Consider the following 24016-nt stretch of genomic DNA (forward strand, 5'->3'; position numbering starts at 1 on the left):
GCTATGGTTTTCCCCAAGTTGTCGAGAGGTTATTTATGAGGCCTGTCCTCTGCATTTTTTTTCTGTTTCTTCAAAAAAATCCATAAACATGACGCGGCAAGAATATTTAATAAACCGAGGATTAAAAATACTTGAGGAATGGCAACCTTGAACTTCAATAACAGCATCACCAACAAAGTTCCTAACACCATAAATAAGGAATTATAAATATTATTTGCCGCTATAGTTCGTGCCCTCGTTTCTGCTTGACTGGCAACTTGTAAATAAGCATACAACGGCACCACAAATATTCCCCCGCTAAGAGCCAACATAAATAAATCGAAAGTAATACGCCAGTGATTAAAATCAGTAAAGAAGGACAATAAAGTCAAAAGTGGTTCTTTGGCCTCTTCAATCGGAGATACCCAATAAAGATCAAAAGAAAAACAAGTGAGCAAGAACATAGCTCCGGGAACAACGGAAAGAGTAATACGCCCTTGTAAAATGCAACTAATCAGCAAGGAACCGAACGCAATGCCTAAAGAAAATAAAGCAAGAAATACGGCAAAAACAGTAGTATTAGCTCCCAATACATAATGAGTATAATCAGGTAATTTTGTCAGAAGAACAGCTCCGATAAGCCAAAACCAGGAGATAGTCAAAATGACTAATAAAACTCCAGGCTCTTTTCTAGCTTGTTTCAACAGATTTACTATGGCTCGCCAAATATTTAAATCAATCTTTAAACTCACGACACTACTGGATGGAGCACTTGGAATAAATAAACTGGAAATCAAACCAGCAAAAGCAACAAAGACCGTCATAAAAATGGCAATGAATGGGGTCACATTAGTAGTCCCAATAGCCAAGGTGCCAAGAGTTGTACCTAATAAAATGGCTAAAAAAGTACTGGCCTCAATGAGACCTGTGGCCCTCAGTATATCTTTTTTGGGTAAATGGTCAGGAAGAATAGCGTATTTTATTGGTCCAAAAAAAGCAGAATGGATTCCCATACCCGTAAGCGTTAACATCATGAAAAAAATATTACTTTTATAAAATGCAAAACTCCCCATAATCATCAGGATTACTTCAAACACTTTAACTAAACGAGCCATCAAGGCTTTGTCATACTTATCAGCCAACTGACCTGCTGTTGCTGAAAAAAGAAAAAAAGGTAGTATAAATAAAGCGCCGGCCAGAGCCTGATAATATTCCGATTGATCTTGCGTATGAGATAAATGATAACTAATCATGGTTAGCATGGCTAACTTAAAGGCATTATCATTAAAAGCCCCAAAAAACTGAGTAAGAAAAAGAGGCAAGAATCTTCTTTCTTTCAACAGGTAAGCAAAACCTGAACCCATTAAAAACTCCATCAGAATAAAAAAAAATCAAGTAGTTAAGAATATTGATGTCATAGTATAAAGTAAATAAGAAATCTGCATTAGACAGAGTCTTTTCTGGTTATTTTGCTCCACGGCAGAGCGGGTCATACCCCATAGACGTCAGATTAAGACTAATTTTGATAACGAGTATTTCTTATAGGTTAATAATTAACCGTTCAGACTGAGGAGGTGTTTACGCTGTCTCCAAGTCTCACATCAAGCAAGAGTAGCCCTCTCCTCCATGCTAAAATAACCGCCCTAATGTTTTATCCACCTCTTTAGTGTCTCCAACATAAAAATGGGTATCCACCGGCGACAATTGAAATTGCTGAGGTAATGATTCTTTTTCGATGGGTTTAAATCCATTTTTCACATAAAAATGCCGAGCGGCGCTCAATTGTTCGACGGTGCCAAGGAACAATTCAGTAAAACCATGTTTTAAGCTATTTTTAATCAAGTTACTCATTAATTGTTGTGCTACCCCTAGTCCACGATATTCAGGAAGGACAAAAAATTTTTTCACCTCTCCTTGTTTTTCGTTTAATTTTTTTAATCCAATACAACCTATGATTGCCCCCTGGCCATCAACGGCATACCAGAAATTACAGGTTTGATGATAATAATATTCATCTTCTGCTTTAAGAATAGGAGAGTTTATTTCAGGGGTAATAGGAAGATGAAACTCATTTATCTGAATTTGTTCGATCATATAAATAATCTGTTTGCGTAAAGTTCGTGAAGTTGACAGCTTTAATATTTTGACTTGCTCTCGGATGACACGACCTTGCTCCAAAGCCATAGCATATTTTTCAATGGCATGAATCAATTGCGCCCTATCTTCAAGAGTTAAAAAATGAAATGCTCTTTTGATTTTTGCATTAGAGTATTCATCAATATAACGAATTTTATCCTTCCCTTTTTCTGTAATACTCAGAAAGCGCTCACGTTTATCTAAACCCTCTCTTACGGTGACTAATCCATTTTTAATTAATGCAGAGACAATACGAGATACCGTAGGTAATGAAATTAATAGTAATTGGCTTAGTTTGGAAATAGTCAGATCAGGTTCTTTGTTAATCTCTATTAAAGTATGCCAATAAGAAGGTTGTTCTTTTTCATCAAACTTATCCAGTTGCAACATTCCTAATTCCCGGACTAATTTTCTGGAATAATGTCTTAATAAATCGATAGAGTTGGGCTCCATAATAAACCTCATTATTATTAAATTACTTTCATCATTTATGTATTTTACATAATTTATATAAAAAAACCCATTATTTTATTGCGTATAATTAATTTTTTAATTAAAGTTGTTTCATATTTTACTTAATTTTATTAATTATGAAGACTAAACTTAATTATTTAGATAACCCATTGTTAACTGAAAATACATCAACGTATCAAAACCACGGACTTGATGATTTAGGGCATTATTTAACTTTGAACAACACGATTTTCTACCCTCAAGGAGGAGGGCAACCTGCAGATCAAGGAGTTATTGCCATCAATGACTCCTTAATTGAAATTCATCATGTAAGAATGATCCACAGTCAAGTGCGTCATTACACGCGCCAACCTCAGATCTTTGAGCCCGGCTGTGTAGCGAATAGTCAGATTAATAAGGAAAAGAGAGTAACTCACACCCGCTTCCATTCGGCAGGGCATTTATTAAGTAATATTGTTGAAAAAATGCACCCTGATTGGGTGGCCGTAAAAGGACATCATTTTCCTGGTGAAGCCTATGTTGAATTTAAAGCAAAACACTCAATTAAGAACATTGATCTGTCCCAAGTGGATAAAGAAATAAAGCAGGTTATTGAAGAAAACTTAAGGCTTGAGTCTAAATTTATTTCAGGGAATGAGTTATCAAAATATTGCCCTAATCTCCCCTACTCGATACCTGCAGAAGAACAAGTTCGCTTGATTCGCATTGGAGATTACCCGTTCCAACCATGTGGCGGCACCCATTTACTGAACTTAAACGAATTAAAAATAGTGCGATTAATTAAAGCAAAAATCAAGCAAGATCGCTTAAAAATCAGTTATGATCTTGCTTAAAATTCGCTTTCAAGCTGTAAGGATTTTTTATGTCATCTCTATCGCAATTTACAAATCTTTTGCCTCTTCTTATTGTATTTTTCGTCTCATTAATTAGTCCGGGACCTGATTTCGCTATTACGGTCAGAAACAGCCTTATTTATTCGCGACGCAGTGGTTTATTAACCGCCTTAGGCATTGCGTCAGGATGCCTGTTCCATATTAGCTATACCCTGCTTGGACTGGCGTTATTGATTACCAAAACCCCTGTATTGCTACATATTATTCAATACTTAGGTGCAGGGTACCTCTTTTATATAGGATACAAGAGCCTTAAAGCTCAAAGTCATTTAGACAAAATTAGTGGGGCACATTCAAAAACCGATCTGAAACCAATGAAAGCATTTTCAACAGGATTACTTACTAATCTCTTTAATCCTAAACTCATGCTCTTTTGCGTTAGCTTGTTTTCGGTACTTATCCCTAAAGATATAACCCTAACCAACAAATTAATTTTAGCGTTAATCCTCTTCTTAGAAACGTTGCTTTGGTTCTCGTTTGTAGCCTTTAGCCTCTCAGGAAAAAAAACCAGGGCTAAATTTGAAAAAATCAGTCATTGGGTAGAGCGAATTACTGGGATTATCTTAATCGCTTTGGCACTAAAATTATTGTTTAGTAACCTTATTGTTTCATAATCCTGATCAACGTGTTTGAATGGCGCCCCTGTGCTGGAAGAAAACTCATGGCTAGCTCTGATTAAAACAAGAGTTCTTAATCCTATATAAAACATGCCTGGCCAATGGATGTTGGGGTTCCAGTTTAGGATGGAGAAAATCCCCCTCAAAATCTCTACTCATCCCGATTCTCTCCATCACTCTTCTCGATTTAAGATTATCTGGTACAGTAAAAGCAACCACTTGCGGCAATTTTAAATGTTTGAACGCATATTCCAGAGCAGTCTGAGCCCCTTCAGTTGCATACCCCTTACCCCAAAAAACTGTAGCCAAACGCCAACCGATTTCTACACAGGGAGTAAAATGGGACTCCCAGGCAGGACAATTTAAGCCAATGAATCCCATAAATTTTTTAGTGCTTTTTTCTTCTACCGCCCATAAGGTAAATTTTTTATCAATCAATTGAACATTCATGCGATCAATAAACTGGTTAACCATCTCCATAGACCATAGACTGGGAAAATATTCCATAACCAGTGGATCCTGCCCCATAGTATAAAAAGGAACGACATCCTCATCGTTCCAAGGTCTTAATAAAAGTCGCGGGGTTTCCAATGTGTTCATGGTAAATAGATCCTTCCTTCTAAATAAAGATGGCAGGTACCATGTAATAAAACGCGATTTTCTTTTACCTCACAAAATAATTCACCTTGGCGTCGCCCACCCTGTAGTGCATTGACTTCCGTCTTACCAAGCCGTTCGCACCAATAAGGTGCAATAACGCAATGAGCTGAGCCGGTTACTGGATCTTCCGGGACATCACAGCCAGGATAAAAACAGCGAGAATAAATATCTGAACTACTTGCAGGAGCAGTTAATATCAATCCACGATAGTCCAAACCAGCAACTGCATCCAAATCAGGCTGAGCCTCTTTCACATCCTCTTCATTTTCATAAACAAACATCAAATCAAATTGGCTTTGTAGCACTTGCTTTGGTTTCTTTAAATTCAAAGACTGAAATTGGGACAAAAATTCAATTTCATGATAAGGCAATGCAGGGAAATCCATTACTAAACCACGAGCTGTTTTTTTAATGAGCAGTTCCCCACTAAGACTAGTAAATATTATTTTTTCACCAGCAAATCCCAATTGTTCAAAAAGAACATGAGCACTAGCAAGAGTTGCATGTCCGCATAAAGCTACTTCTTCATTAGGAGTAAACCAGCGAATGCGAAACCCCTCCCCCTCGGGAACAAAAAAAGCCGTTTCCGATAAATTATTTTCTGCAGCAATATTCTGCATTTGCTCATCACTCAACCACTTATCTAAAGGACAAACTGCAGCAGGATTTCCCTTAAATAAGGCAGAAGCAAATGCATCAACTTGATATATAGCTAAACTCTTCATAAACTCCTCCTAAATCACTTGATCAGAATAACATAGCTTATTATTATATAGCAAGCTATTTAATTTAAGGGCATTCATGTATCTATCTACTCTACTGAAAAAAACCAACAGATTATTACTTAAACGAGCCAATGAAGTCATTAAGCCTTATGATATTAATCATGCTTATACTTTTATCCTGATGGAATTATTTAATCAGGATGGTTTAACCCAGTCAGAACTGGTTCAATTAATAGAAGTAGAACAGCCTACCGCAGTAAGAACCTTGGACAGAATGGAGAGAGATGGATTTATTACCAGAAAGCCCAGCACTTCAGACCGAAGAGTTGTTCATATCCATCTGACCGAGAAAGCCAAAAGCACTCAAAGTGATTTGGTTCAAAGTGCCGATCGTTTAAACCATCAAGCCTTTTCCGGCTTTACAGAAGAAGAGCAACTTAAACTACGTGAATTTCTGAATCGAATTCTGGATAATTTAAAAAATTAGTTAATTTATCATTGTAAAACGATAATAAATTAACTAATATTCTCTTGAGTTTCCTTTGATTAATTTATTTGGAGCGGTTGTAATGAATAAGATTCAGCGGGTCAGTTTTTATTTTCGTATTTTTTTTCAATGTCTGTTTTATGCTACGCCCGTGGTATTAACTTTATTTTGGCTTTTTTTGCCAGATAACCTTGGGACAGAACAATGGGGCGGTCTGATTCATTTTATTCCGGAGAACATTCAACAAAAAATATTGTCCCCTCTTTCTGCAAATACCAAATTCTTGGGTTTTTTGATTTCTCTTATTCCAGTAACGGTTTCAGAGATCATTTTATTTTTCTTGATTAGACTGTTTAAGCAGTATGAAAAAAATGAGATTTTTAATCTGGACAGCGTCACTTACATCAAAAAAATTGGACGCACCCTTCTTGTTGGCTGTCTCTTGGCTCCCTTCCATGAAGCATTATTATCAGCAACTCTTACCTGGCACAATCCAGTAGGACAGCGAATTGCGGTCATCAGTTTATCAGGTACTAGCGTCATTATCGTTTTGACCTCCCTCATGATTATTTTAATTTCCTGGATTATGTCAGAGGCCTGCCAATTAAAAGATGAACAGCAACTGACTATTTAGGTATTAAAATGTCTATTATTGTAAATATTGATGTCATGTTGGCTAAAAGAAAAATTCGCTCTAAAGAGTTAGCTGAGGCCATAGGAATAACAGAACAAAATTTATCGATCTTGAAAACAGGAAAAGCAAAGGCGATTCGTTTATCCACTTTAGATGCTATTTGTAAATACTTGAATTGTGCACCAGGAGATCTGCTTGAATTTAAAGATGAGGATTAATTTTAAATGAATGATTGAGGGCATTACCTAATGCCCTCAATCCCACACCAGTTTTTCGCCTCTCAAAACATATTGTTCAATATGGACCGTATTTTAAATTAAATTAGATGTATTTCTGAGATATATAAGTGTAGGTATAAATCAGACTATAAGCAGTTAAATAGCCGATGATACTGAATGATAATTGGGTTAGATTTTCCGAGAAAAAAATATTAACCACATAAAAAATGATTAGTAAAAAAGCGCTACATGCGCCGCGTAAGGTATAAAAGCCGGCCAATTTTTCTGAGTCAAATTTGGTTTGACTGATTTTTTGTGATAAGCCATAAGCCCAATAAGATAAAACGCTTCCTGAAAATGCAGATAAAAGACAAATTAAATAATTGTCACAAAATAGGAGAAATATAAAAATACAACCGATGGTACTGAGAACACAGAACAATAATCCGTTAGAATTGCAAGGAAGCCAAGAGAAGAAGGATAGTGATATTGCACCAAATAATAGGCCTGTACCACTAAAGGCCAGCACTATACTAATAAATTGTTGGCTGTGGTACACACTGACAATAGGTATGGCAAGAAGAGTCATAAAATTTATCCATACAGTAGCAATGGAAAATGATAATAACAATTGAATAACGATCTTTTTGCTTCCAATTAACTTGAAATGAAAAAAATCAGATAAATTTTGGTTTGAGGTTATCTCCGCCTTTTTATTGTTTTTAATAAAATGAAGTACAATAAAATAAAGAGTTAAAAAAACTATAGTAATCCAGCACAGCTGAGACGGTAATATAATTTTTTGCAAAAAATTGGCCAGAAGCGGAGACATAATATAGCTTAATGCAGTAATGACTAAACTAAGCGATATACCCACGCTCCATATATTCTCAGGCAAAAGAACTTTAATTGATTTATCAAACAGACTGGTTTCAATGGTATTAAGGATAAATAAACTAATGATAATTAGAATAGGATATATGTTCTTAATATTTATCCCAACGTGGGATAATAAGAGAATAGCCAAAAATTGACTTAATACTACAAGTTGAAATACATGACGCAGTAGAAATTTATCGAGCATTTTATAGGTTAACAATGAAGCAATAATAATAAAGAAATTAACCGCTACACCTACCCAAGAATAACTATTAAGATGGGCGCTGTGTTTTGCTGCAACAAATAAAATAGTGTATAAGATAACTCTGATGCTCACCGTACATAATAATTTCATCCCCCAGATAAGGTAAAATAGATTTGCTTGCAATGGATCCTCGCTACCCATTCTTATGTGGGTTTAAATCTCACTATGTTAAGTTATAGCCTCAAAAACCAACCGTAGCCACTTTATGTCAAAGATTACTTTTAATATATTCAACAATATGCTTATATGTGTAGCAAAAATAATTGTTCGTTCTGTTAACTGCCGTTCGTCTCTGTGGAGTAAATACCGTGGCTTATGATGTGTATTCTTTTGATTTTGATGGGTGTACAGCCAACTATCTTTTTTTATCAAGTAAAATCAAAGATATTATTGGGGCCAATAAAATCCTCTTCGATAGAATTAAGTCATCAAATAATCGCAAAATTATTTACATAGGCTCTAATCGCCAGGCTCCTAGGGATGATCTTGCTAACTCTTCAGCGGATGAGAGAGGGTCTTGTTATCCAGCAACTGAGCAGGTTGCTGCGGAGCTGGGTGGGGTTTTCGATAATTTTTTACTAGGTGATATCTATAACGATCTGCCTGACGGAACTTGTTTGAAGCAAGCATTAAAATATCTTGCTAAAAACAATAAAGATTATAAAGAACTCAGTCAGAAAAAATTTAAATCTCTTTATAACTGGATTCATGATGAAAGTAAGCTGACTGTTCTTTATGCTCAAATGCATAAAGTATCTTTAGAACATCCCGATGAACCTATTAATTTTAATTTTTTCGACGATAGAGAAGATATTTTAAATCAATTACACGCCTATTTTTTAAAACATCGAGATTTGATTCCAAGCAATGTCACCTTAAATTTGAAACTGTATAGAGGTCCTATAGATAGAAACAGTCATGAGATTGATCCTTTGGTAGTGGACTATCCCTCTATTAGCGGAACAAGACCAGAGGCAGACAAACACTACAGGCAAACCGTCAAAACCATGGCGGCAGTAACGATAGAAAAAATGACCGAAAAAGGAATGGATATAAGCGCCACAGGAGCCTCAAAGGCAATTACCAGCTATGCTGAAGCTCAAAAATATGGTTTTGACATGTCAGCTATAAAATGTATTAACCATTACGAGCCCGGTATGATGCCGCTGAATCCGCCAGAAGCCCCATCTGCTAAAAAAGAAAAATTTTTTGGTGAGGTGAAAAAATTACATTTCTCTAAACATAGCAGTACTGAAAAACTTGATAAGCCTACTATAGAAAAAAAACATTTCTCCGCACCAACGCCTTTAGGGTTCAATTCTACTACTTCCATAACTCCATCTCCTGAAGAAGAAAAATTTAAACTCTTTCGTGCAGAAAAACCTAAAAATGAACGTCCAAAAGATAGAGAACTCATGGGTGCTCATAAAAGTCATCATGTACAAGATATCACTACAGGCTTTATAGAGATAGAAGAAATGGAAGATCATTCCTCTGGCTTAACACCTTCAGAATCCCCCGTTGCGCTCACCACTACTTCATCTTCTATAGGAGAAAAATTTAAATTTTTCCCTGGGGAAAAACCTAAAAGTGGACGCAAAAAAAATGAAGAAGTAATGGGGACTCGTAAAGGGCCTATAGATACGGAATATCTTGAAAAAGAAACAATTCAAGGTTCTCCCAACAAGCTTTTCTAACTAGCAGTTCAATTATATTTATCATCCTGAGTTTACAACCTGGAGGTGCAGCAGCAAACGAGTTGAAATATTATAAAGGTGTACTCTGCACTTCGTTTAGCCTACATGCAATGCTTATTGTTGTTAACTCATACTAAGTCCGCCTTCATAATCCGGCTCAATGTCTTCTTTTTTATCACTGTCGCTATTCAACTCGACTTTAGGAGCAAATATCTTAACAGCATCAAGGTACATCTGATCAACAGCCTGGATAGCAGAGGTTGGCTTTCCTTGACAAAATAACTGCGGCCGCTGATGCGTTGCAAGAATCTTATATTCCTTATTATCAGGAGTCTTAAATCGTGCAAAAAGCTCATTCAGCTTATCCAGAGTAGCGCATTGTTCCACTTCTTTTTTAAACTCATTTAAAATGTATCGTTTAAGCGCATCCCCTCTAAGTGGATTACCTTTTTCGTCTTTGTATTTGGGGTCTGAGTGTTCTACTGTATAAAAATGACTTCGAGACTTGCCCTCTTTACCGTATGGATAAGTGATGCTGACTCGATCTTTCAGTGGAGATGAAGCCTCTTTGTCTTGCTCTTTGCTATCCTGAGCTGGGGGGGATTGAACTTGAGTACTTACAGCGTCATTTAAAAGACCTTCTCTCTCCGTTATAGCTAGCAACATCTGGGCTATAAACACTTGACGCTCAGTGCTTTTCTCATCTTGAAGATTTGATTTACCCTCTTTTCCGTTTTTCGTACTATTTTTGACACCATCCAAGCAACTTGTCACTTGATCAAAACTATCAAAGGTGGGGAAACTCACAGTAAAAGTTAAGTTCTCTTTAATGAGTGCAGATAAATCCTGATCAGCAAGCACATGCGATTTTTCATTCACAATGAAATTCCAAGATTTTTCCGTCTCATCGAAATAAATAGCAATTTCATTTTTAGGGATTTTAGATAGGTCATTCGGTTGTTTATTATAAACAAATACAGAATACCCAGGATCCTCTGCAAGTATTTTTACAGCATCATTGGACATTTGATAAATCATCTGTAAAACTTCAGGACTAGATTTGTTCTTTATATCATCCCCATGGTTTTTAACTATTTTATTTTGATAATACAGAAGTTCATCAAGAGTAGTGATTTGCTCCAGCTTCTGCTTATAATCATCTAAAATAGCAAAATATTTTTGATCGATTCCATCAAGCGTATAGGCCAACTTTCCTGCAAGTGGCTTTTTTTTGCTCATGGATTGGACAGTGATGCTAACTCGATCTTGCAGTGGATATGAAGCCCCTTTGTCTTGCTCTTTGCTATCCTGAGCTGGGGGGGATTGAACTTGAGTACTTACAGTGTCATTTAAAAGACCTTCTCTCTCCGTTATAGCTAGCAACATCTGGGCTATAAACACTTGACGCTCAGTGCTTTTCTCATCTTGAAGATTTGATTTACCCTCTTTTCCGTTTTTCGTACTATTTTTGACACCATCCAAGCAACTTGTCACTTGATCAAAACTATCAAAGGTGGGGAAACTCACAGTAAAAGTTAAGTTCTCTTTAATGAGTGCAGATAAATCCTGATCAGCAAGCACATGCGATTTTTCATTCACAATGAAATTCCAAGATTTTTCCGTCTCATCGAAATAAATAGCAATTTCATTTTTAGGGATTTTAGATAGGTCATTCGGTTGTTTATTATAAACAAATACAGAATACCCAGGATCCTCTGCAAGTATTTTTACAGCATCATTGGACATTTGATAAATCATCTGTAAAACTTCAGGACTAGATTTGTTCTTTATATCATCCCCATGGTTTTTAACTATTTTATTTTGATAATACAGAAGTTCATCAAGAGTAGTGATTTGCTCCAGCCTCTGCTTATAATCATCTAAAATAGCAAAATATTTTTGATCGATTCCATCAAGCGTATAGGCCAACTTTCCTGCAAGTGGCTTTTTTTTGCTCATGGATTGGACAAGGTGTTGTTCCTTATTTTCTTTAGCTTGAGTCAAAGTCCTCTCTCCGAATACCGCTTTATTTAAGTTTACATTTAAACCATTATAATTACAAATAGACCCATATGATTAATTATTGGTTATATAGAAAATGCTAATAACTGCTCTTCTTTTTACAGCAGTTGGCTATTTATTGATCTGAAATTAAAATTTACAAAATAAAAAAATGAGGCATTAAAGAATGAAGCTGAGGAGAGAAGTAAATATTTAGAAAATCATTGAAACAACAAGCCAGACAAAATTATCTGGCTTGTATTAGTATTATTCGGTTTCTACAACAACTTCTTGTGCCTTAAGCCCCTTAGGTCCTTTATCTAGCACAAAAGTTACAGGATCATTTTCATGAAGTGTTTTAAATCCAACACCTTGGATGTCTTTGTAATGTACAAAAATATCATCGCCTTGCTGATTAATAATAAATCCAAATCCCTTTTTTTCATTAAACCATTTAACATGGCCTATTTCTCTTTGCGACATTAGCTATCCCCTTTGTCTTAAGCTTTTTACATTTTTATCGTTATTTTTAATAGTTTAGTTACTCATTTTAGAACGACAGAAAAAGACCCGAAAAAAAAACACTTGCTTATGAGTCATCTGCGCTATAATAAGCACTTTATCCATGCACGACCAATCACGCACACTATGATTAGCATAACAGTTTTTTATTGATTGTTAAGGATTTTTTACAAAATATGTGTTTGTTTTCAATAATTTTTTGTTTTAGGAATGAATAATGAATCATACCAAATCATCTTTTATAAAATTAGCTCTGGATTGTCAGGTTTTAAAATTTGGTGAATTTACTTTAAAGTCAGGCCGCACAAGCCCTTATTTTTTTAATGCAGGATTATTTTACCAAGGAAATGCCTTACGCCAGTTAGGACAATTTTATGCACAAACACTTCTAGACAATAAAGTTGAGTTTGAACATTTATTCGGTCCGGCTTATAAAGGACTTCCTCTTGCCACAACGACAGCAGTTGCTCTTGCAGAACAAGGTAAAAATTGTACCGTAACGTTCAATCGTAAAGAAGTTAAAAACCATGGTGAAGGAGGTCAATTAATTGGATCTCCCTTAACTGGAAAAACGGTAATAATAGATGATGTGATTACCGCCGGAACTGCTTTTAGGGAATCACAAGCGCTAATAAAAGAGAATGGTGGTTTGTTAACCGCGGTGATTATAGCACTCGATCGCTGTGAACAAGGAGCCACGGAAAAATCTACTCTATCAGAAATTAAAGCTATGGGAATCAATGTTTATTCCATTATTAATTTATTTGATTTAATTGATTATTTAAAGAATGTGAATCAACATGAAGAAGTTAAAAAGTTGGAAGCGTACCAACAGCGTTACGGTTGTATTGAATAATCTTTTCTCTCAAGTTAGTTCTAAATCAGTAGCCTGGGTGAAGGCGCAGCCGTAACCCAGGATCGAAACCTGATTCGAGCATTGATCCCGGATTACACTTCGCTCCATCCAGGCTACAATTTTCTCTTAAGTTGACGCCCTTACCTGAACACGCACAGGCTCCGAGCGCCCGGGTTACGGCAAGCCTTCGCCCGGGCTCAAAACGACATTGTCAATTTATTTTATGACATCTGCCTCAACTATAATTTCCTTATTATCGCCTTCCCTAAGCTCTAACCACACTGCATTCAATATTGCAAAAGCACAGGCTAAGCCAGTACCTAATATCCAGGAAAAATACCACATAAACCCTCCTTAATAAGCAGATTCCTGATTCGCCCTTACGGTTTCCTCAGTCACTTTGCCGCGTAAAACTCTATAAACCCAAGCAGTGTATGCCAAAACAATTGGTAAAAAAATTACCGTAGCAATCAGCATAATAAACAACGTGAGCTGGCTGGATGAACTATCCCAAACAATTAAACTGCTTTTAGGAGTGGTTGAAGAAGGGAGTATGAAAGGAAACATACTTACTCCTACGGTTGCAATAACACTCCCCACGCTCAATGCACTGAAAACAAAAGCGATTACGGCCCTGCGAGCAAGTACTATCGCTAGTAAAGCACTCACCAAACCAATAATCGGTACTATTAAAGTGATGGGATAAGTTCTGTAGTTATTAAACCAAGCACCGGCCTGGCTGACCGCATCTTTATATAATGGATTAGAAGGACCATCATGAGGAACCAGACTGGATAAGACATAACCATTGATACCATAATGAACCCAGAAACCACAAGCCACAAACAAGACCATCAATAAAAACGCACATATTCGCGCATTTATCCTGGCTCGGCGCTGAAGAATCCCTTCCGTTTTCACTTGGAGAAAAAACGCTCCATGCATAGCAAGCATTAATACAGACACCACCCCACAAGCTAATGCAAAGGGATTTAATAACTCCAAAAAAGTACCTGTATAAAAGGGTCTTAAGCTATCATCAATGAAAAATGGCACGCCTTGTATCACATTTCCTATGGCTACACCAAAAATCAAGGCAGGAACAAAACCGCCAACAAATAATGCCCAATCCCAAGTAGCTCTCCATGTCCGATTTTCCATCTTGGAGCGATATTTAAATCCCACCGGCCGTAAAATCAAGGCCAATAGAACTACCAACATGGCCAGATAAAAACCTGAAAAGGACAAAGCATACAACATAGGCCAGGCAGCAAAAATAGCTCCTCCACCTAATATGAACCATACCTGGTTCCCCTCCCAGGTTGGACCTATGCTATTGATAAGCACTCGTCTTTCCATATCCGATTTAGCTATCCAGGGAAGCCACATCGCTACACCCAGATCAAAACCATCCATAATGGCGAACCCTATTAACAAGACGCCAAGCAATAACCACCAAATTACTCTTAAAGTTTCATAATCCAAGGGCATTAGAGTCTCCTAAAAATTAATACTGCATCATTCCATCAGGTCCACGGCGAATGTACTTCACCATCAAATAAAGCTCTACCACAGCAAGAGTTGTGTAAAACAATACAAAACCTCCAATGGACGTCATTACTTGACCAGAAGATAATGCAGAGGTTCCCATAAACGTAGGCAGCACTCCCTGAACAACCCAGGGTTGACGACCATATTCAGCAACTACCCAACCTAATTCAGCAGCAATCCAGGGTAAGGGCAAGGAATAGAAAGCGATCCTGTGGAACCAGCGCGAGCTGTGTAAGGTATGCTTTGCTGAAAGATAGAAACCTGTAGCAAACAAAAGAATAAAATACATGCCACAAGCAACCATAAGCCTAAAAGAAAAGAACATAGGGATAACTTTAGGTTTTAAATCCTGAGCAGCTTGATTGATTTGATCCTCAGTTGCATCCGTTACGTTCTCTGTGTATTTTTTAAGCAACAAACCGTAACCAAGAGAACTACTGTGTTGTTCAAATGTCGCTTTAGCCTGCTCATTTTTTGGATCTTTCTGCAAGGCCTTTAACGCTTCATAAGCAATCATCCCGTCCTTGATTTTTACTTTCCCATCTTCAATTAAATTCATTATTCCTTCCAGAGGAGTATTGAACGAACGGGTAGCAATGATTCCCAGTACAAAAGGAATATCTATTGCATAGCGTGTGGTCTGTGCTTTTTCATCGGGAATTCCAAACAAAGTCAATCCCGCAGGAGCTTTCTCCGTATGCCACATTCCTTCCATTACTGCTATCTTCATTTTTTGGTTCTCGTTGGCGACATAACCACTTTCATCACCTAGTACCACAACAGACAAAGCCGAAGCCAGACCAAAAGAAACGGCAACAGTCATAGAGCGCTTCGCAAATGCTTTATTTCGTCCGCGTAAAAGAAAATACGAACTAATAGAAAGAACGAACATAGCACCAGTGACATAACCAGCACTTATAGTATGAACAAATTTTGCCTGGGCTACAGGATTAAAGAGCATGTCATAAAAACTGCTTACTTCCATACGCATGGTTTGGTAATTAAAAAAAGCCCCTACTGGATTCTGCATCCATCCATTAGCGATTAAAATCCACAAAGCCGATAAATTAGTGCCTAAAGCCAATAGCCAAGTACAGGTTAAATGTTTTAATTTGGATAGTTTATCCCATCCAAAGAAAAAAAGACCCACGAAGGTTGCTTCGAGAAAGAAAGCCATTAATCCTTCTATTGCTAATGGGGCACCAAAAACATCACCCACATAATGAGAATAGTAAGCCCAGTTAGTCCCAAACTGAAACTCCATGGTGAGCCCCGTGGCAACCCCTAAAACGAAGTTAATTCCAAATAAAACCCCCCAATACTTTACCATCTGCCGCCATATTTCACGTCCTGTCATTACATAAACAGTTTCCATAATGGCGAGCAGAACTGACAATCCTAAGGTTAAAGGGACAAATAAAAAATGATACAGTGCCGTTAAAGCAAACTGTAACCTAGATAGATCAACTACCTCACTTGCGGGTATCATCAAATCACCTCATGTTATTATTTTTGGAAAAAACTGGTTGTTGACTCTTTCCTAACAACCATTCCTGACTGCTGGTTAATACCGGATGCATCCCCCTGACGCAGATCCACCACAATAAAAAAAGTAATATCAATTTAATGGTAATAGTTAACGTTATATCTCGAGTAAAAGGTTTCATAATCGTTATCCATTTTAAACAAGTAATTACTTTATATGATTTAGCGCTTTATTTCCAAATATTTTCACTTTTATATTGACAATAATAAAGATAATCATTATCATCTGAGTCATGTTGCAGCGCATTAATACATTAATATGAAAATACATTCTACTACAAAACACTCTGCTCTTCCTGATTTAATGTACGCAATTAGCTTGCTGAAAAACCAAGAAGAAGCTTTAAACTTTTTTACTGATTTGTGTACCCCAGCAGAATTAGAGTCTATGGCTGATCGTTGGCAAGTTGTACCTTTGCTACGACAAGGCATCCCCTACCGTACCATTCATGAGCAAACCGGAGTAAGCGTCACCACAATTACTCGTGTTGCACGATGTTTAAGCTTTGGTACAGGCGGATATAATCTTATTGCAGATAGAACGGAGAAGTAATGAAAAATCGTTTACGCTTGGCATTACAAAAAAAAGGGCGTTTGTCTGAAGAATCACTTAATCTTTTACAACGTTGTGGTTTAAAATTTCGCATCAAACCCAATGCGTTACTTACTCATGTAGATAACTTTCCTATTGATTTACTTTTTGTTCGCGATGATGACATCCCTACGTTAGTTTTTGATAATTTATGTGATGGCGGAATTGTTGGCGAAAATGTCTTATTGGAAGCTTCTCTTGCCAAACCACAAAAGCAATACAAAAAATTACTCGCCTTGGGTACCTGTACTTGTCGTTTATCTATAGCAGTGCCTGAGTCTTTCGATTACCAAGGTCCAGGAAGCCTGGATGGAAAGCGCATCGCTACCAGTTACCCTTATTTACTGAATGAATATTTAAAAGAACGCAAAATATGCGCTGAAAGCCTCATCTTGTCTGGTTCAGTTGAAGTAGCACCGCGTATGGGTATGGCAGAGGCAATTTGCGATCTGGTATCAAGCGGCCAAACGCTGGAAGACAACAAATTGCTTGAAGTAGACACGGTTTTGCAAAGCCAGGCGGTGTTCATTCAGACGTCAAAGCAATTTATGCCTGAGCATGAGGATTTATTTGACATGCTTGCCCGGCGAATCCAGGCAGTACAGCAGGCACAGGAAAGAAAATATATTGTCTTTCATGCGCCCAAATCTGCACTTGAACGAATTGCGGAAAATCTGCCGGGAGCAGAAGCCCCCACTATTCTTCCGTTGCCCGGTAACCCGGAAAAAGTAGCAGTCCACGTTGTTTCCAGTGAACGAGTATTTTGGAATACGTTGGAAACCATTCAAGGTTTAGGTGCCAGCTCTATTTTAGTTTTACCTATAGAAAAAATGTTGGAGTAAGTATTATGTTAACCATCAAAAACTGGTCTTCTTTATCTTCAGCGGATAAAAAGCAATGCTTATCCCGACCTTTGCAAGTTTCTGCTGCCAAAAATAATGTTTCAGCCGTTATCAAACAAGTACGGTCTTTTGGCGATAAAGCCCTATTGGAATTAACAGAACAATTCGATGGAGCTCACTTGGAAACGCTTCAGGTTCCCATTGAAAAAATTACAAAAGCGGCCGTGAACCAACAATCATTAACGGCTATTAATCAGGCAATAGAAACCATTACTGCTTACCACCAGGCTTTATTGCCAGAAAATACCCGGATTTCTACCGCAAAAGGCATTGATATCTTAACGACCTACAGACCCATTCAAAGAGTAGGATTATATGTTCCAGGAGGAAATAAAACCCCTCTGATCTCTTCGTTGTTAATGCAAGCAATACCTGCACGTGTTGCCGGATGCCCTATCAGAGTACTTTGTACCCCCCCTGATGCCAAAGGAGAAATCAATGAGCATTTGCTTGTGGCGGCGCGGTTGAGTGGTATTGAGACTATTTATACACTGGGTGGAGCCCAAGCGATTGCTGCTATGGCTTATGGGACTGAAACAGTGACTAAAGTAGATAAATTATTTGGCCCTGGTAATAGTTATGTCACCGAAGCCAAAACCCAGGTTGCCAGTGATCCCTGTGGAGCGGCTATAGACATGCCGGCCGGACCATCTGAAGTCATGATCATCGCTGATGATCAGGCTAATCCTGCTTTTCTGGCGGCTGATTTATTAGCTCAGGCAGAACACGGTCCAGACTCTCAAGTATTACTGGTTTGTAATAGCTCGGACTGTGCTGAAAAAGTTAATCAGCAATTAAAAACACAATTAGCCCATCTGTCCCGACAAGATCTTATTAAACGATCGCTAGCTCACAGTATGATTATTATATCGTCTGTTCAAAGAGAACAAATCAGCATCATTAATGACTACGCGCCAGAACACTTAATCATTAACAGGGAAGACGCGGCTTTGTGGGTAGACCAGATATGCGCTGTTGGCACTGTATTTCTTGGCTCTTGGGCCGCAGAAACTATGGGTGATTATGTGACAGGAAGTAATCATGTGCTGCCTACAAATGGTTTTGCAAGAAGTCATAATGGGCTGAGCACCATAGATTTTCTGACGCGCTTTAGCGTGCAATCAATTAATCAGGAAGGGATACGTAATTTGGGCCCAACAGCGGTTACTTTAGCGCAAATCGAAGGTTTGGATGCTCATGCTAATGCAGTACAAATTCGACTCAATGCTTTGGAGGTTTAAATGTCCATACTCAATTTAATACGCCCCGAATTATTAAACAGTCCCAATTATGTGCCTGGCGGAGAGGAGGCAAAATATAGATTGCATGCCAATGAATTACCCTGGACTCCCATAGAAACAAGGCCTGTTAATTTAAATTTTTACCCCAATACTAATTTACACAATGAATTACAAAAGCAGTTAGCCGCACGTTACCAGGTTGAGGATGAGCAGTTGGCGCTGACCCGAGGAAGTGATGATGGCATTGATTTAGTCACCCGTTTATTTTTAAGCGCAGGCAAAGATGCGTTCATGCAATTTTCACCAACCTTCCCCATGTATGCATTTTATGTCCGCTTGCAACAGGGAGAATTGATTCAATGCCCTTTAGATCCGCAGGATAACTTTAGTCTTTCCCTGGATAAAATTAAAAGCAGCTGGCAGCCCAACTGCAAAATTATCATGTTTTGCAGTCCCAATAATCCCACTGGAACTCTTATTGATTTGGAGCTCATTGCAGCAGTCTGTGAGCACTATAAGAATCGATCACTCGTAGTCGTTGATGAAGCGTATATTGAATTTGCCAAAGCCAAGAGTGCCATAACTTTAATTCCCCAATTTGAGAATTTAGTGGTACTAAGAACGCTGTCCAAGGCAGGTGGTTTGGCTGGCCTGCGTTTGGGCGGCGTTATTGCCCAAGCACATGTCATACAGGCTTTTAGAAAAATTATTCCCCCTTATACACTTTCCAGCGCTGTTATCGAATTAGCCTCCAATGCCCTGGCAATAGATAGCTGGTTTTTATCCGCTCTGGAAAAGATTAAAATCTCTAGAGACTGGCTATTTAATGAGCTACAAAAAAATGAAGTTATCGAAAAAATCTATCCAACTGAAGCCAATTTTATTCTGGTTAAAACCCCTTATGCTAAAGAATTAACTACCTGGTTTGCCAGTCATGGTATAGCGATTAGAGATTTTCCAGCCAATTCTTTATTGCATGATCATCTGCGTATTACCGTAGGTGAAGAACAGCAAAATCAATTATTAATCGATACGCTCTCTTCTTTTATCAATAATGTTTCAGGATTAAAAAATGCAAAAAATCTTATTTATTGACCGCGACGGTACTTTAGTTGAAGAGCCATTTGACTTTCAAGTGGATTCTTTAGATAAAATCAAGTTAACTCCAGGAGTAATTCCTGCACTACTCCAGTTAAGAAATGCCGATTTTAAATTCATTATGGTAACGAATCAAAATGGCATTGGAACACCTGCTTTTCCAGAAGAAGATTTTGCAATTTGTCATGATTTTATTCTCGATCTTTTTTCTTCTCAAGGAATAGTCTTTGATGAAATTTTTGTTTGTCCCCACTTGCCAGAGGATAATTGTGTTTGTCGCAAGCCCAAAACCGGACTGTTGGATCAATGGATGAGACACACAGCTATTGATAAACGAGCCTCATGGGTCATAGGGGATAGAGATACCGATAGAGAATTGGCAGACAATTTAGGGGTTAAATTCCTTCCGGTGTCCAAACAATCCACCTGGAGTCAAATTGCCCAGGAAATACTTAATACTCCTCGTACTGCTGTAATAAAAAGAAAAACAAATGAAACCGATATCGATTTGACTTTAACCTTAGATACAGACCAAAGTGGCAGCATTAAAACACCATTACCTTTTTTTAATCACATGTTGGAACAAATAGCAAAACATGGTGGATTTAATCTTGAATTAAACGCCACTGGTGATATAGAGGTCGATGATCATCATTTAGTAGAAGATACTGCGATTGCTCTTGGAGAGGCGCTAAGAGAATCCCTTGGCGATAAATGGGGCATTAACCGTTACGGATTCACCCTACCCATGGATGAAGCATTGGCATCCATTGCCATAGACATTAGTGGCCGAAGCTTTTGTGAATTCAAAGGCCAGTTTACTCGTGAATTTGTTGGCGGTATGGCCACTGAAATGGTCCCTCACTTTTTCCACTCTTTTGCCAGTGCCTTGGGTGCCACCATCCACATCAGCGTCACAGGGACCAATCACCACCATATGATAGAAGCTTGCTTTAAATCACTAGGAAGAGCATTACGTCAGGCTTGTATGAAAACCAGTGAGTTCCTTCCCTCTACCAAGGGGGTTTTATGATTGCAGTCATCGATGTAAGTGGCAATAACCTCACCTCTCTGACCAATGCTCTGCGACGGTTGGGTTTTGACTATGTCTTGACCCATGATGCCAAAGAAATTCAAAAAGCCAGCCATGTTATTTTACCCGGTGTAGGCGCTGCCGCTTATGGAATGAATAGCCTGCGTGAACATGGCCTGGATAAAGTCTTGACCACACTAACACAGCCCATACTGGGAATTTGTCTGGGAATGCAGTTATTACTTGAGTACAGTGAAGAGGGTGATGTGGATTGTTTAGGATTAATTCCTGGCACCGCGGAGCTTTTAACAAGAGAGAAATACTATCCTGTGCCTCATATGGGATGGAATCAATTAAAATGGCGCCAAAACTCTCCTTTACAACAGGGGCTAGACTCTAAGGAACATGTTTATTTTGTCCATAGTTATGCCTTAAAAGAAACGCAACATGCCTTAGCCAGCTGTGATTACAATCAGGAGTTTTCCGCAATCATTAATAAGAATAATATTTTTGGCATGCAATTTCATCCTGAAAAATCAGCAGAAACAGGCATGATTTTACTTAATAATTTTTTATCTTTGGAGTCGATATGTTAATTATTCCCGCAATCGATTTACAAGGAGGAACTTGTGTACGCTTAAAACAAGGTCAATTTGATCGAGTTACAGAGTTTAATACTCCTCCTATAGAACGGGCGGCATACTTTTCTCAAGTAGGTGCCCAACGCCTTCACATTGTAGATTTGGATGGTGCTCGGATTGGTGCAATGCAACAATTACCCCTGATCTGTGCCATGCAAAATACGGGGATCCCGATTCAGGCAGGCGGAGGCATTAGAACTATGGAGCAAGCACAGCTGTGTTATAAGGCTGGAATATCTCGCTTAGTACTAGGGAGTATCGCTATTTCCAATCCCACTCTTACCGGACAAATCATTGAGGCAATTAAACCAGAACATATTATCCTTGCCCTTGATGTCCGTATAGAACAAAAAATACCTGTTCCTGCTATTAATGGTTGGCAAACAAACAGCAAAAGCAACCTGTGGGAAGTGGTTTCTTATTATCAACAATTAGGTGTCCGTGAAATACTCTGCACTGATATTGCTTGTGATGGAATGATGGGAGGACCTAATTTTAATTTATATCAACAGGCTGTGGAACGCTTTCCAAACATCGCCTGGCAAGCATCTGGAGGCATCCGTAACCCCAAAGATATCGCCATTCTGCATGATCTGGGTGTGACTGCTGCTATTTTGGGACTCACCTTATACACTGGTGATTTTGATTTATCTGAGTGTTTAGCAGAATATGCTGGAGCGCATTGATCATTTTTTCAACGCCCCACGACTTGATTGGTGTTGTTGCCTAAATCAAACCTGTGTCCCCTCTTCTATGGGGCGTAGGTTTTTAAAGATTAATTGTCCGTACGAAGCAATGCTCCATATGGACTACATGAGGTATTGATTTATGTTAACCAAACGAATTATTCCTTGTCTTGACGTTCGCGATAATCAAGTAGTAAAAGGAGTAAAATTTCGCGATCACCGAATTATAGGTGATATCCTGCCCTTGGCCTCTCAGTACTCCACTTCAGGCGCCGATGAATTGGTGTTTTATGATATTACTGCAAGTAGCGATCAAAGATCCGTATGCCCTGATTGGGTCAATCAAGTTGCAGCAACGATTAATATTCCCTTCACAGTAGCGGGTGGCATTCGATGCCTGGAACAGGCAAAATCGATATTGAATGCGGGGGCAGATAAGATTTCAATTAATAGTCCCGCTTTAGAAAAGCCTTCCTTGATCAATGAATTAAGTACTCGTTTTGGCAGTCAATGTATTGTTATAGGAATTGACAGCCAATGGATAGTTGATGATTACTATGTTTATCAATATACGGGAAGTGAAACTAAAAGTATCAATTCCAAACGAAAAACACGAGAATGGATTCGAGAAGCTCAAGATCGTGGTGCTGGGGAAATTGTTCTGAATTGTATGCAATCTGATGGCGTGCGTTCTGGTTATGATATCCAACAATTACAAGAAATGCGTACACTCTGCCAGGTTCCCTTAATTGCTTCAGGAGGAGCTGGCAAAACCGAAGATTTTATTGAGGTTTTTCTTCAGTCTCATGTAAATGGGGCTTTGGCAGCCAGCGTTTTTCATGACAATATATTAACTATAAACGAAGTTAAATTAGCCCTTAAAGAACAAAAAATAGAGGTAAGATTATGAGTGATTTAGAAATTAACTCTCTGGATTGGCAGAAAATGCAGGGGTTACTTCCCGCCATTATCCAAAATGCAGAAAATGGCAAAGTACTCATGTTAGGTTATATGAACCAGGAGTCATTAATTGCTACATTAACGTCTGGCCAGTTGACTTTATACAGTCGCAGCCGAAAAAGATTGTGGCGTAAAGGCGAATCGTCTGGTAATAGCATGGCCGTGCAACACATCAGTGCCGATTGTGATAATGACAGTCTTTTAATTCAGGTCATTCCTAAAGGACCCGCCTGCCATTTAGGATATAACAGCTGCTATCAGCCGCCCTTTTATAGTACTCTTGGTTTTCTGGATGCATTAATTGAATTAATTAATGAACGTGCAGAAACGAATGATGAAAACAGTTATACAGTAAAACTTTTGGAGTCTGGTGTTCACCGATGTGCCCAAAAAGTAGGCGAAGAAGCAGTGGAAACGGTTATTGCAGCAGTAGGCAATAATAAAGAAGAATTGGTTAATGAATGTGCCGATTTAATTTTTCACTTATTAGTTCTGTTAAAAACCTGTGAGCTGAGTTTTTATGATGTATTACAGTGTTTACAGGATAGAGATAGAACGGTCCATACCTAGGATCGTGCCTAATAAATCGTAGCTCATATTAGCGCGCAGCGTAATACGGGGAATGCCCTGGCTCAATGCGTTTCCCCCCGGATTACGCTGCGCTAATCCAGGCTACAGAGGCTTAAGTTTTTTCCACAACTAAACTAGCGTATTCCTCCTCATT

At 38.3% G+C, this 24016-nt stretch carries 27 protein-coding genes; 16 read left to right on the forward strand and 11 right to left on the reverse strand.

The features are described 5' to 3' along the window. Positions 1-29: 29 nt before the first annotated feature. Entirely contained in the window at positions 30-1343 is a 1314-nt protein-coding gene (locus LOX96_RS14890) for an MFS transporter (protein WP_250423630.1), read from the reverse strand. A 265-nt stretch (positions 1344-1608) separates the two neighbouring features. Then, positions 1609-2568 carry a bifunctional helix-turn-helix transcriptional regulator/GNAT family N-acetyltransferase gene (locus tag LOX96_RS14895; protein ID WP_250423629.1) on the reverse strand — a complete coding sequence of 320 codons (960 nt, stop codon included), beginning with the start codon at positions 2566-2568 and terminating at the stop codon, positions 1609-1611. A 137-nt stretch (positions 2569-2705) separates the two neighbouring features. Here LOX96_RS14895 and LOX96_RS14900 point away from each other — a divergent pair, with 137 nt between their 5' ends. Continuing rightward, entirely contained in the window at positions 2706-3422 is a 717-nt protein-coding gene (locus LOX96_RS14900) for an alanine--tRNA ligase-related protein (RefSeq protein ID WP_250423627.1), read from the forward strand. Between the two features lie 29 nt (positions 3423-3451). Further along, positions 3452-4096: a LysE family translocator gene (locus LOX96_RS14905; protein WP_250423626.1), complete on the forward strand. Its 645-nt coding sequence runs from the start codon at positions 3452-3454 to the stop codon at positions 4094-4096. 51 nt (positions 4097-4147) lie between these two features. Here LOX96_RS14905 and LOX96_RS14910 read toward each other — a convergent pair whose 3' ends face one another. After that, a complete protein-coding gene (locus LOX96_RS14910; protein WP_250423624.1) occupies positions 4148-4699 on the reverse strand; it encodes a GNAT family N-acetyltransferase in 552 nt (183 codons plus the stop codon). Continuing rightward, positions 4696-5484, reverse strand: coding sequence for a PhzF family phenazine biosynthesis protein (locus tag LOX96_RS14915; RefSeq protein WP_250423623.1), 789 nt, complete (start codon positions 5482-5484; stop codon positions 4696-4698). The genes LOX96_RS14910 and LOX96_RS14915 overlap by 4 nt, the downstream gene beginning before the upstream one ends. Positions 5485-5560: 76 nt before the next feature. On the opposite strand from LOX96_RS14915, the gene LOX96_RS14920 reads away from it, so the two are divergent. The 3 genes from LOX96_RS14920 to LOX96_RS14930 all read left to right on the forward strand — a co-directional run bounded on the left by LOX96_RS14920 (position 5561) and on the right by LOX96_RS14930 (position 6823). Next, complete coding sequence (locus tag LOX96_RS14920) at positions 5561-5971, forward strand: MarR family winged helix-turn-helix transcriptional regulator (RefSeq protein WP_250423621.1); 411 nt, start codon at positions 5561-5563, stop codon at positions 5969-5971. A gap of 82 nt (positions 5972-6053) precedes the next feature. Next, entirely contained in the window at positions 6054-6605 is a 552-nt protein-coding gene (locus LOX96_RS14925; RefSeq protein WP_250423619.1) for a DUF2975 domain-containing protein, read from the forward strand. 8 nt (positions 6606-6613) lie between these two features. Continuing rightward, complete coding sequence (locus LOX96_RS14930) at positions 6614-6823, forward strand: helix-turn-helix domain-containing protein (protein WP_250423617.1); 210 nt, start codon at positions 6614-6616, stop codon at positions 6821-6823. A gap of 103 nt (positions 6824-6926) precedes the next feature. Here LOX96_RS14930 and LOX96_RS14935 read toward each other — a convergent pair whose 3' ends face one another. Then, entirely contained in the window at positions 6927-8090 is a 1164-nt protein-coding gene (locus LOX96_RS14935) for a hypothetical protein (RefSeq protein WP_250423615.1), read from the reverse strand. A gap of 185 nt (positions 8091-8275) precedes the next feature. On the opposite strand from LOX96_RS14935, the gene LOX96_RS14940 reads away from it, so the two are divergent. Beyond that, positions 8276-9664, forward strand: coding sequence for a hypothetical protein (locus tag LOX96_RS14940; RefSeq protein ID WP_250423614.1), 1389 nt, complete (start codon positions 8276-8278; stop codon positions 9662-9664). 123 nt (positions 9665-9787) lie between these two features. On the opposite strand, the gene LOX96_RS14945 is transcribed toward LOX96_RS14940, so the two are convergent. Then, on the reverse strand, positions 9788-11668 hold the full coding sequence (locus tag LOX96_RS14945; RefSeq protein ID WP_250456378.1) for a hypothetical protein: 1881 nt from the start codon (positions 11666-11668) through the stop codon (positions 9788-9790). Positions 11669-11932: 264 nt separating this feature from the next. Then, positions 11933-12148, reverse strand: a complete 216-nt coding sequence (locus LOX96_RS14950; RefSeq protein ID WP_250423610.1) for a cold-shock protein — start codon at positions 12146-12148, stop codon at positions 11933-11935. 256 nt (positions 12149-12404) lie between these two features. Here LOX96_RS14950 and pyrE point away from each other — a divergent pair, with 256 nt between their 5' ends. Further along, entirely contained in the window at positions 12405-13043 is a 639-nt protein-coding gene (pyrE, locus tag LOX96_RS14955) for an orotate phosphoribosyltransferase (RefSeq protein WP_250423608.1), read from the forward strand. Between the two features lie 216 nt (positions 13044-13259). On the opposite strand, the gene cydX is transcribed toward pyrE, so the two are convergent. Genes cydX through cydP form a run of 4 tightly spaced genes read right to left on the reverse strand, consistent with a single transcriptional unit; the run spans position 13260 to position 16261 of the window. Beyond that, complete coding sequence (gene cydX / locus LOX96_RS14960) at positions 13260-13388, reverse strand: cytochrome bd-I oxidase subunit CydX (RefSeq protein ID WP_250423604.1); 129 nt, start codon at positions 13386-13388, stop codon at positions 13260-13262. Between the two features lie 9 nt (positions 13389-13397). Next, positions 13398-14534, reverse strand: a complete 1137-nt coding sequence (gene cydB / locus LOX96_RS14965; RefSeq protein WP_250423600.1) for a cytochrome d ubiquinol oxidase subunit II — start codon at positions 14532-14534, stop codon at positions 13398-13400. A 16-nt stretch (positions 14535-14550) separates the two neighbouring features. After that, a complete protein-coding gene (locus LOX96_RS14970; RefSeq protein ID WP_250423599.1) occupies positions 14551-16083 on the reverse strand; it encodes a cytochrome ubiquinol oxidase subunit I in 1533 nt (510 codons plus the stop codon). Positions 16084-16087: 4 nt separating this feature from the next. After that, entirely contained in the window at positions 16088-16261 is a 174-nt protein-coding gene (cydP, locus tag LOX96_RS17655; RefSeq protein WP_348645857.1) for a cytochrome oxidase putative small subunit CydP, read from the reverse strand. Between the two features lie 137 nt (positions 16262-16398). Between cydP and LOX96_RS14975 the strand changes: the two genes are divergently transcribed. From LOX96_RS14975 to hisIE, 9 genes are all read left to right on the forward strand, one after another. Beyond that, positions 16399-16692 carry a YerC/YecD family TrpR-related protein gene (locus LOX96_RS14975; RefSeq protein ID WP_250423598.1) on the forward strand — a complete coding sequence of 98 codons (294 nt, stop codon included), beginning with the start codon at positions 16399-16401 and terminating at the stop codon, positions 16690-16692. Further along, complete coding sequence (hisG, locus tag LOX96_RS14980) at positions 16692-17573, forward strand: ATP phosphoribosyltransferase (protein ID WP_250423594.1); 882 nt, start codon at positions 16692-16694, stop codon at positions 17571-17573. Before LOX96_RS14975 ends, hisG begins: the two co-directional genes overlap by 1 nt. Positions 17574-17578: 5 nt before the next feature. Continuing rightward, positions 17579-18874, forward strand: a complete 1296-nt coding sequence (hisD, locus tag LOX96_RS14985) for a histidinol dehydrogenase (protein ID WP_250423590.1) — start codon at positions 17579-17581, stop codon at positions 18872-18874. Beyond that, entirely contained in the window at positions 18875-19969 is a 1095-nt protein-coding gene (hisC, locus tag LOX96_RS14990) for a histidinol-phosphate transaminase (protein ID WP_250423589.1), read from the forward strand. Next, the gene (gene hisB / locus LOX96_RS14995) at positions 19947-21005 is read left to right on the forward strand and encodes a bifunctional histidinol-phosphatase/imidazoleglycerol-phosphate dehydratase HisB (protein ID WP_250423588.1); all 1059 of its coding nucleotides are present in this window, start codon (positions 19947-19949) and stop codon (positions 21003-21005) included. The genes hisC and hisB overlap by 23 nt, the downstream gene beginning before the upstream one ends. Continuing rightward, positions 21002-21601 (forward strand): imidazole glycerol phosphate synthase subunit HisH, encoded by a 600-nt coding sequence (gene hisH / locus LOX96_RS15000; protein WP_250423587.1) that lies wholly within the window; start codon positions 21002-21004, stop codon positions 21599-21601. The genes hisB and hisH overlap by 4 nt, the downstream gene beginning before the upstream one ends. Beyond that, positions 21595-22332 (forward strand): 1-(5-phosphoribosyl)-5-[(5-phosphoribosylamino)methylideneamino]imidazole-4-carboxamide isomerase, encoded by a 738-nt coding sequence (locus LOX96_RS15005; protein WP_250423579.1) that lies wholly within the window; start codon positions 21595-21597, stop codon positions 22330-22332. Before hisH ends, LOX96_RS15005 begins: the two co-directional genes overlap by 7 nt. 142 nt (positions 22333-22474) lie before the next feature. Continuing rightward, positions 22475-23242 (forward strand): imidazole glycerol phosphate synthase subunit HisF, encoded by a 768-nt coding sequence (gene hisF / locus LOX96_RS15010; protein ID WP_250423578.1) that lies wholly within the window; start codon positions 22475-22477, stop codon positions 23240-23242. Beyond that, on the forward strand, positions 23239-23862 hold the full coding sequence (gene hisIE, locus LOX96_RS15015; protein WP_250423571.1) for a bifunctional phosphoribosyl-AMP cyclohydrolase/phosphoribosyl-ATP diphosphatase HisIE: 624 nt from the start codon (positions 23239-23241) through the stop codon (positions 23860-23862). Before hisF ends, hisIE begins: the two co-directional genes overlap by 4 nt. Positions 23863-24016 lie beyond the last annotated feature (154 nt).

This window comes from Legionella maioricensis (genome assembly GCF_023618015.1).
Classification (GTDB): Bacteria; Pseudomonadota; Gammaproteobacteria; order Legionellales; family Legionellaceae; genus Legionella; species Legionella maioricensis.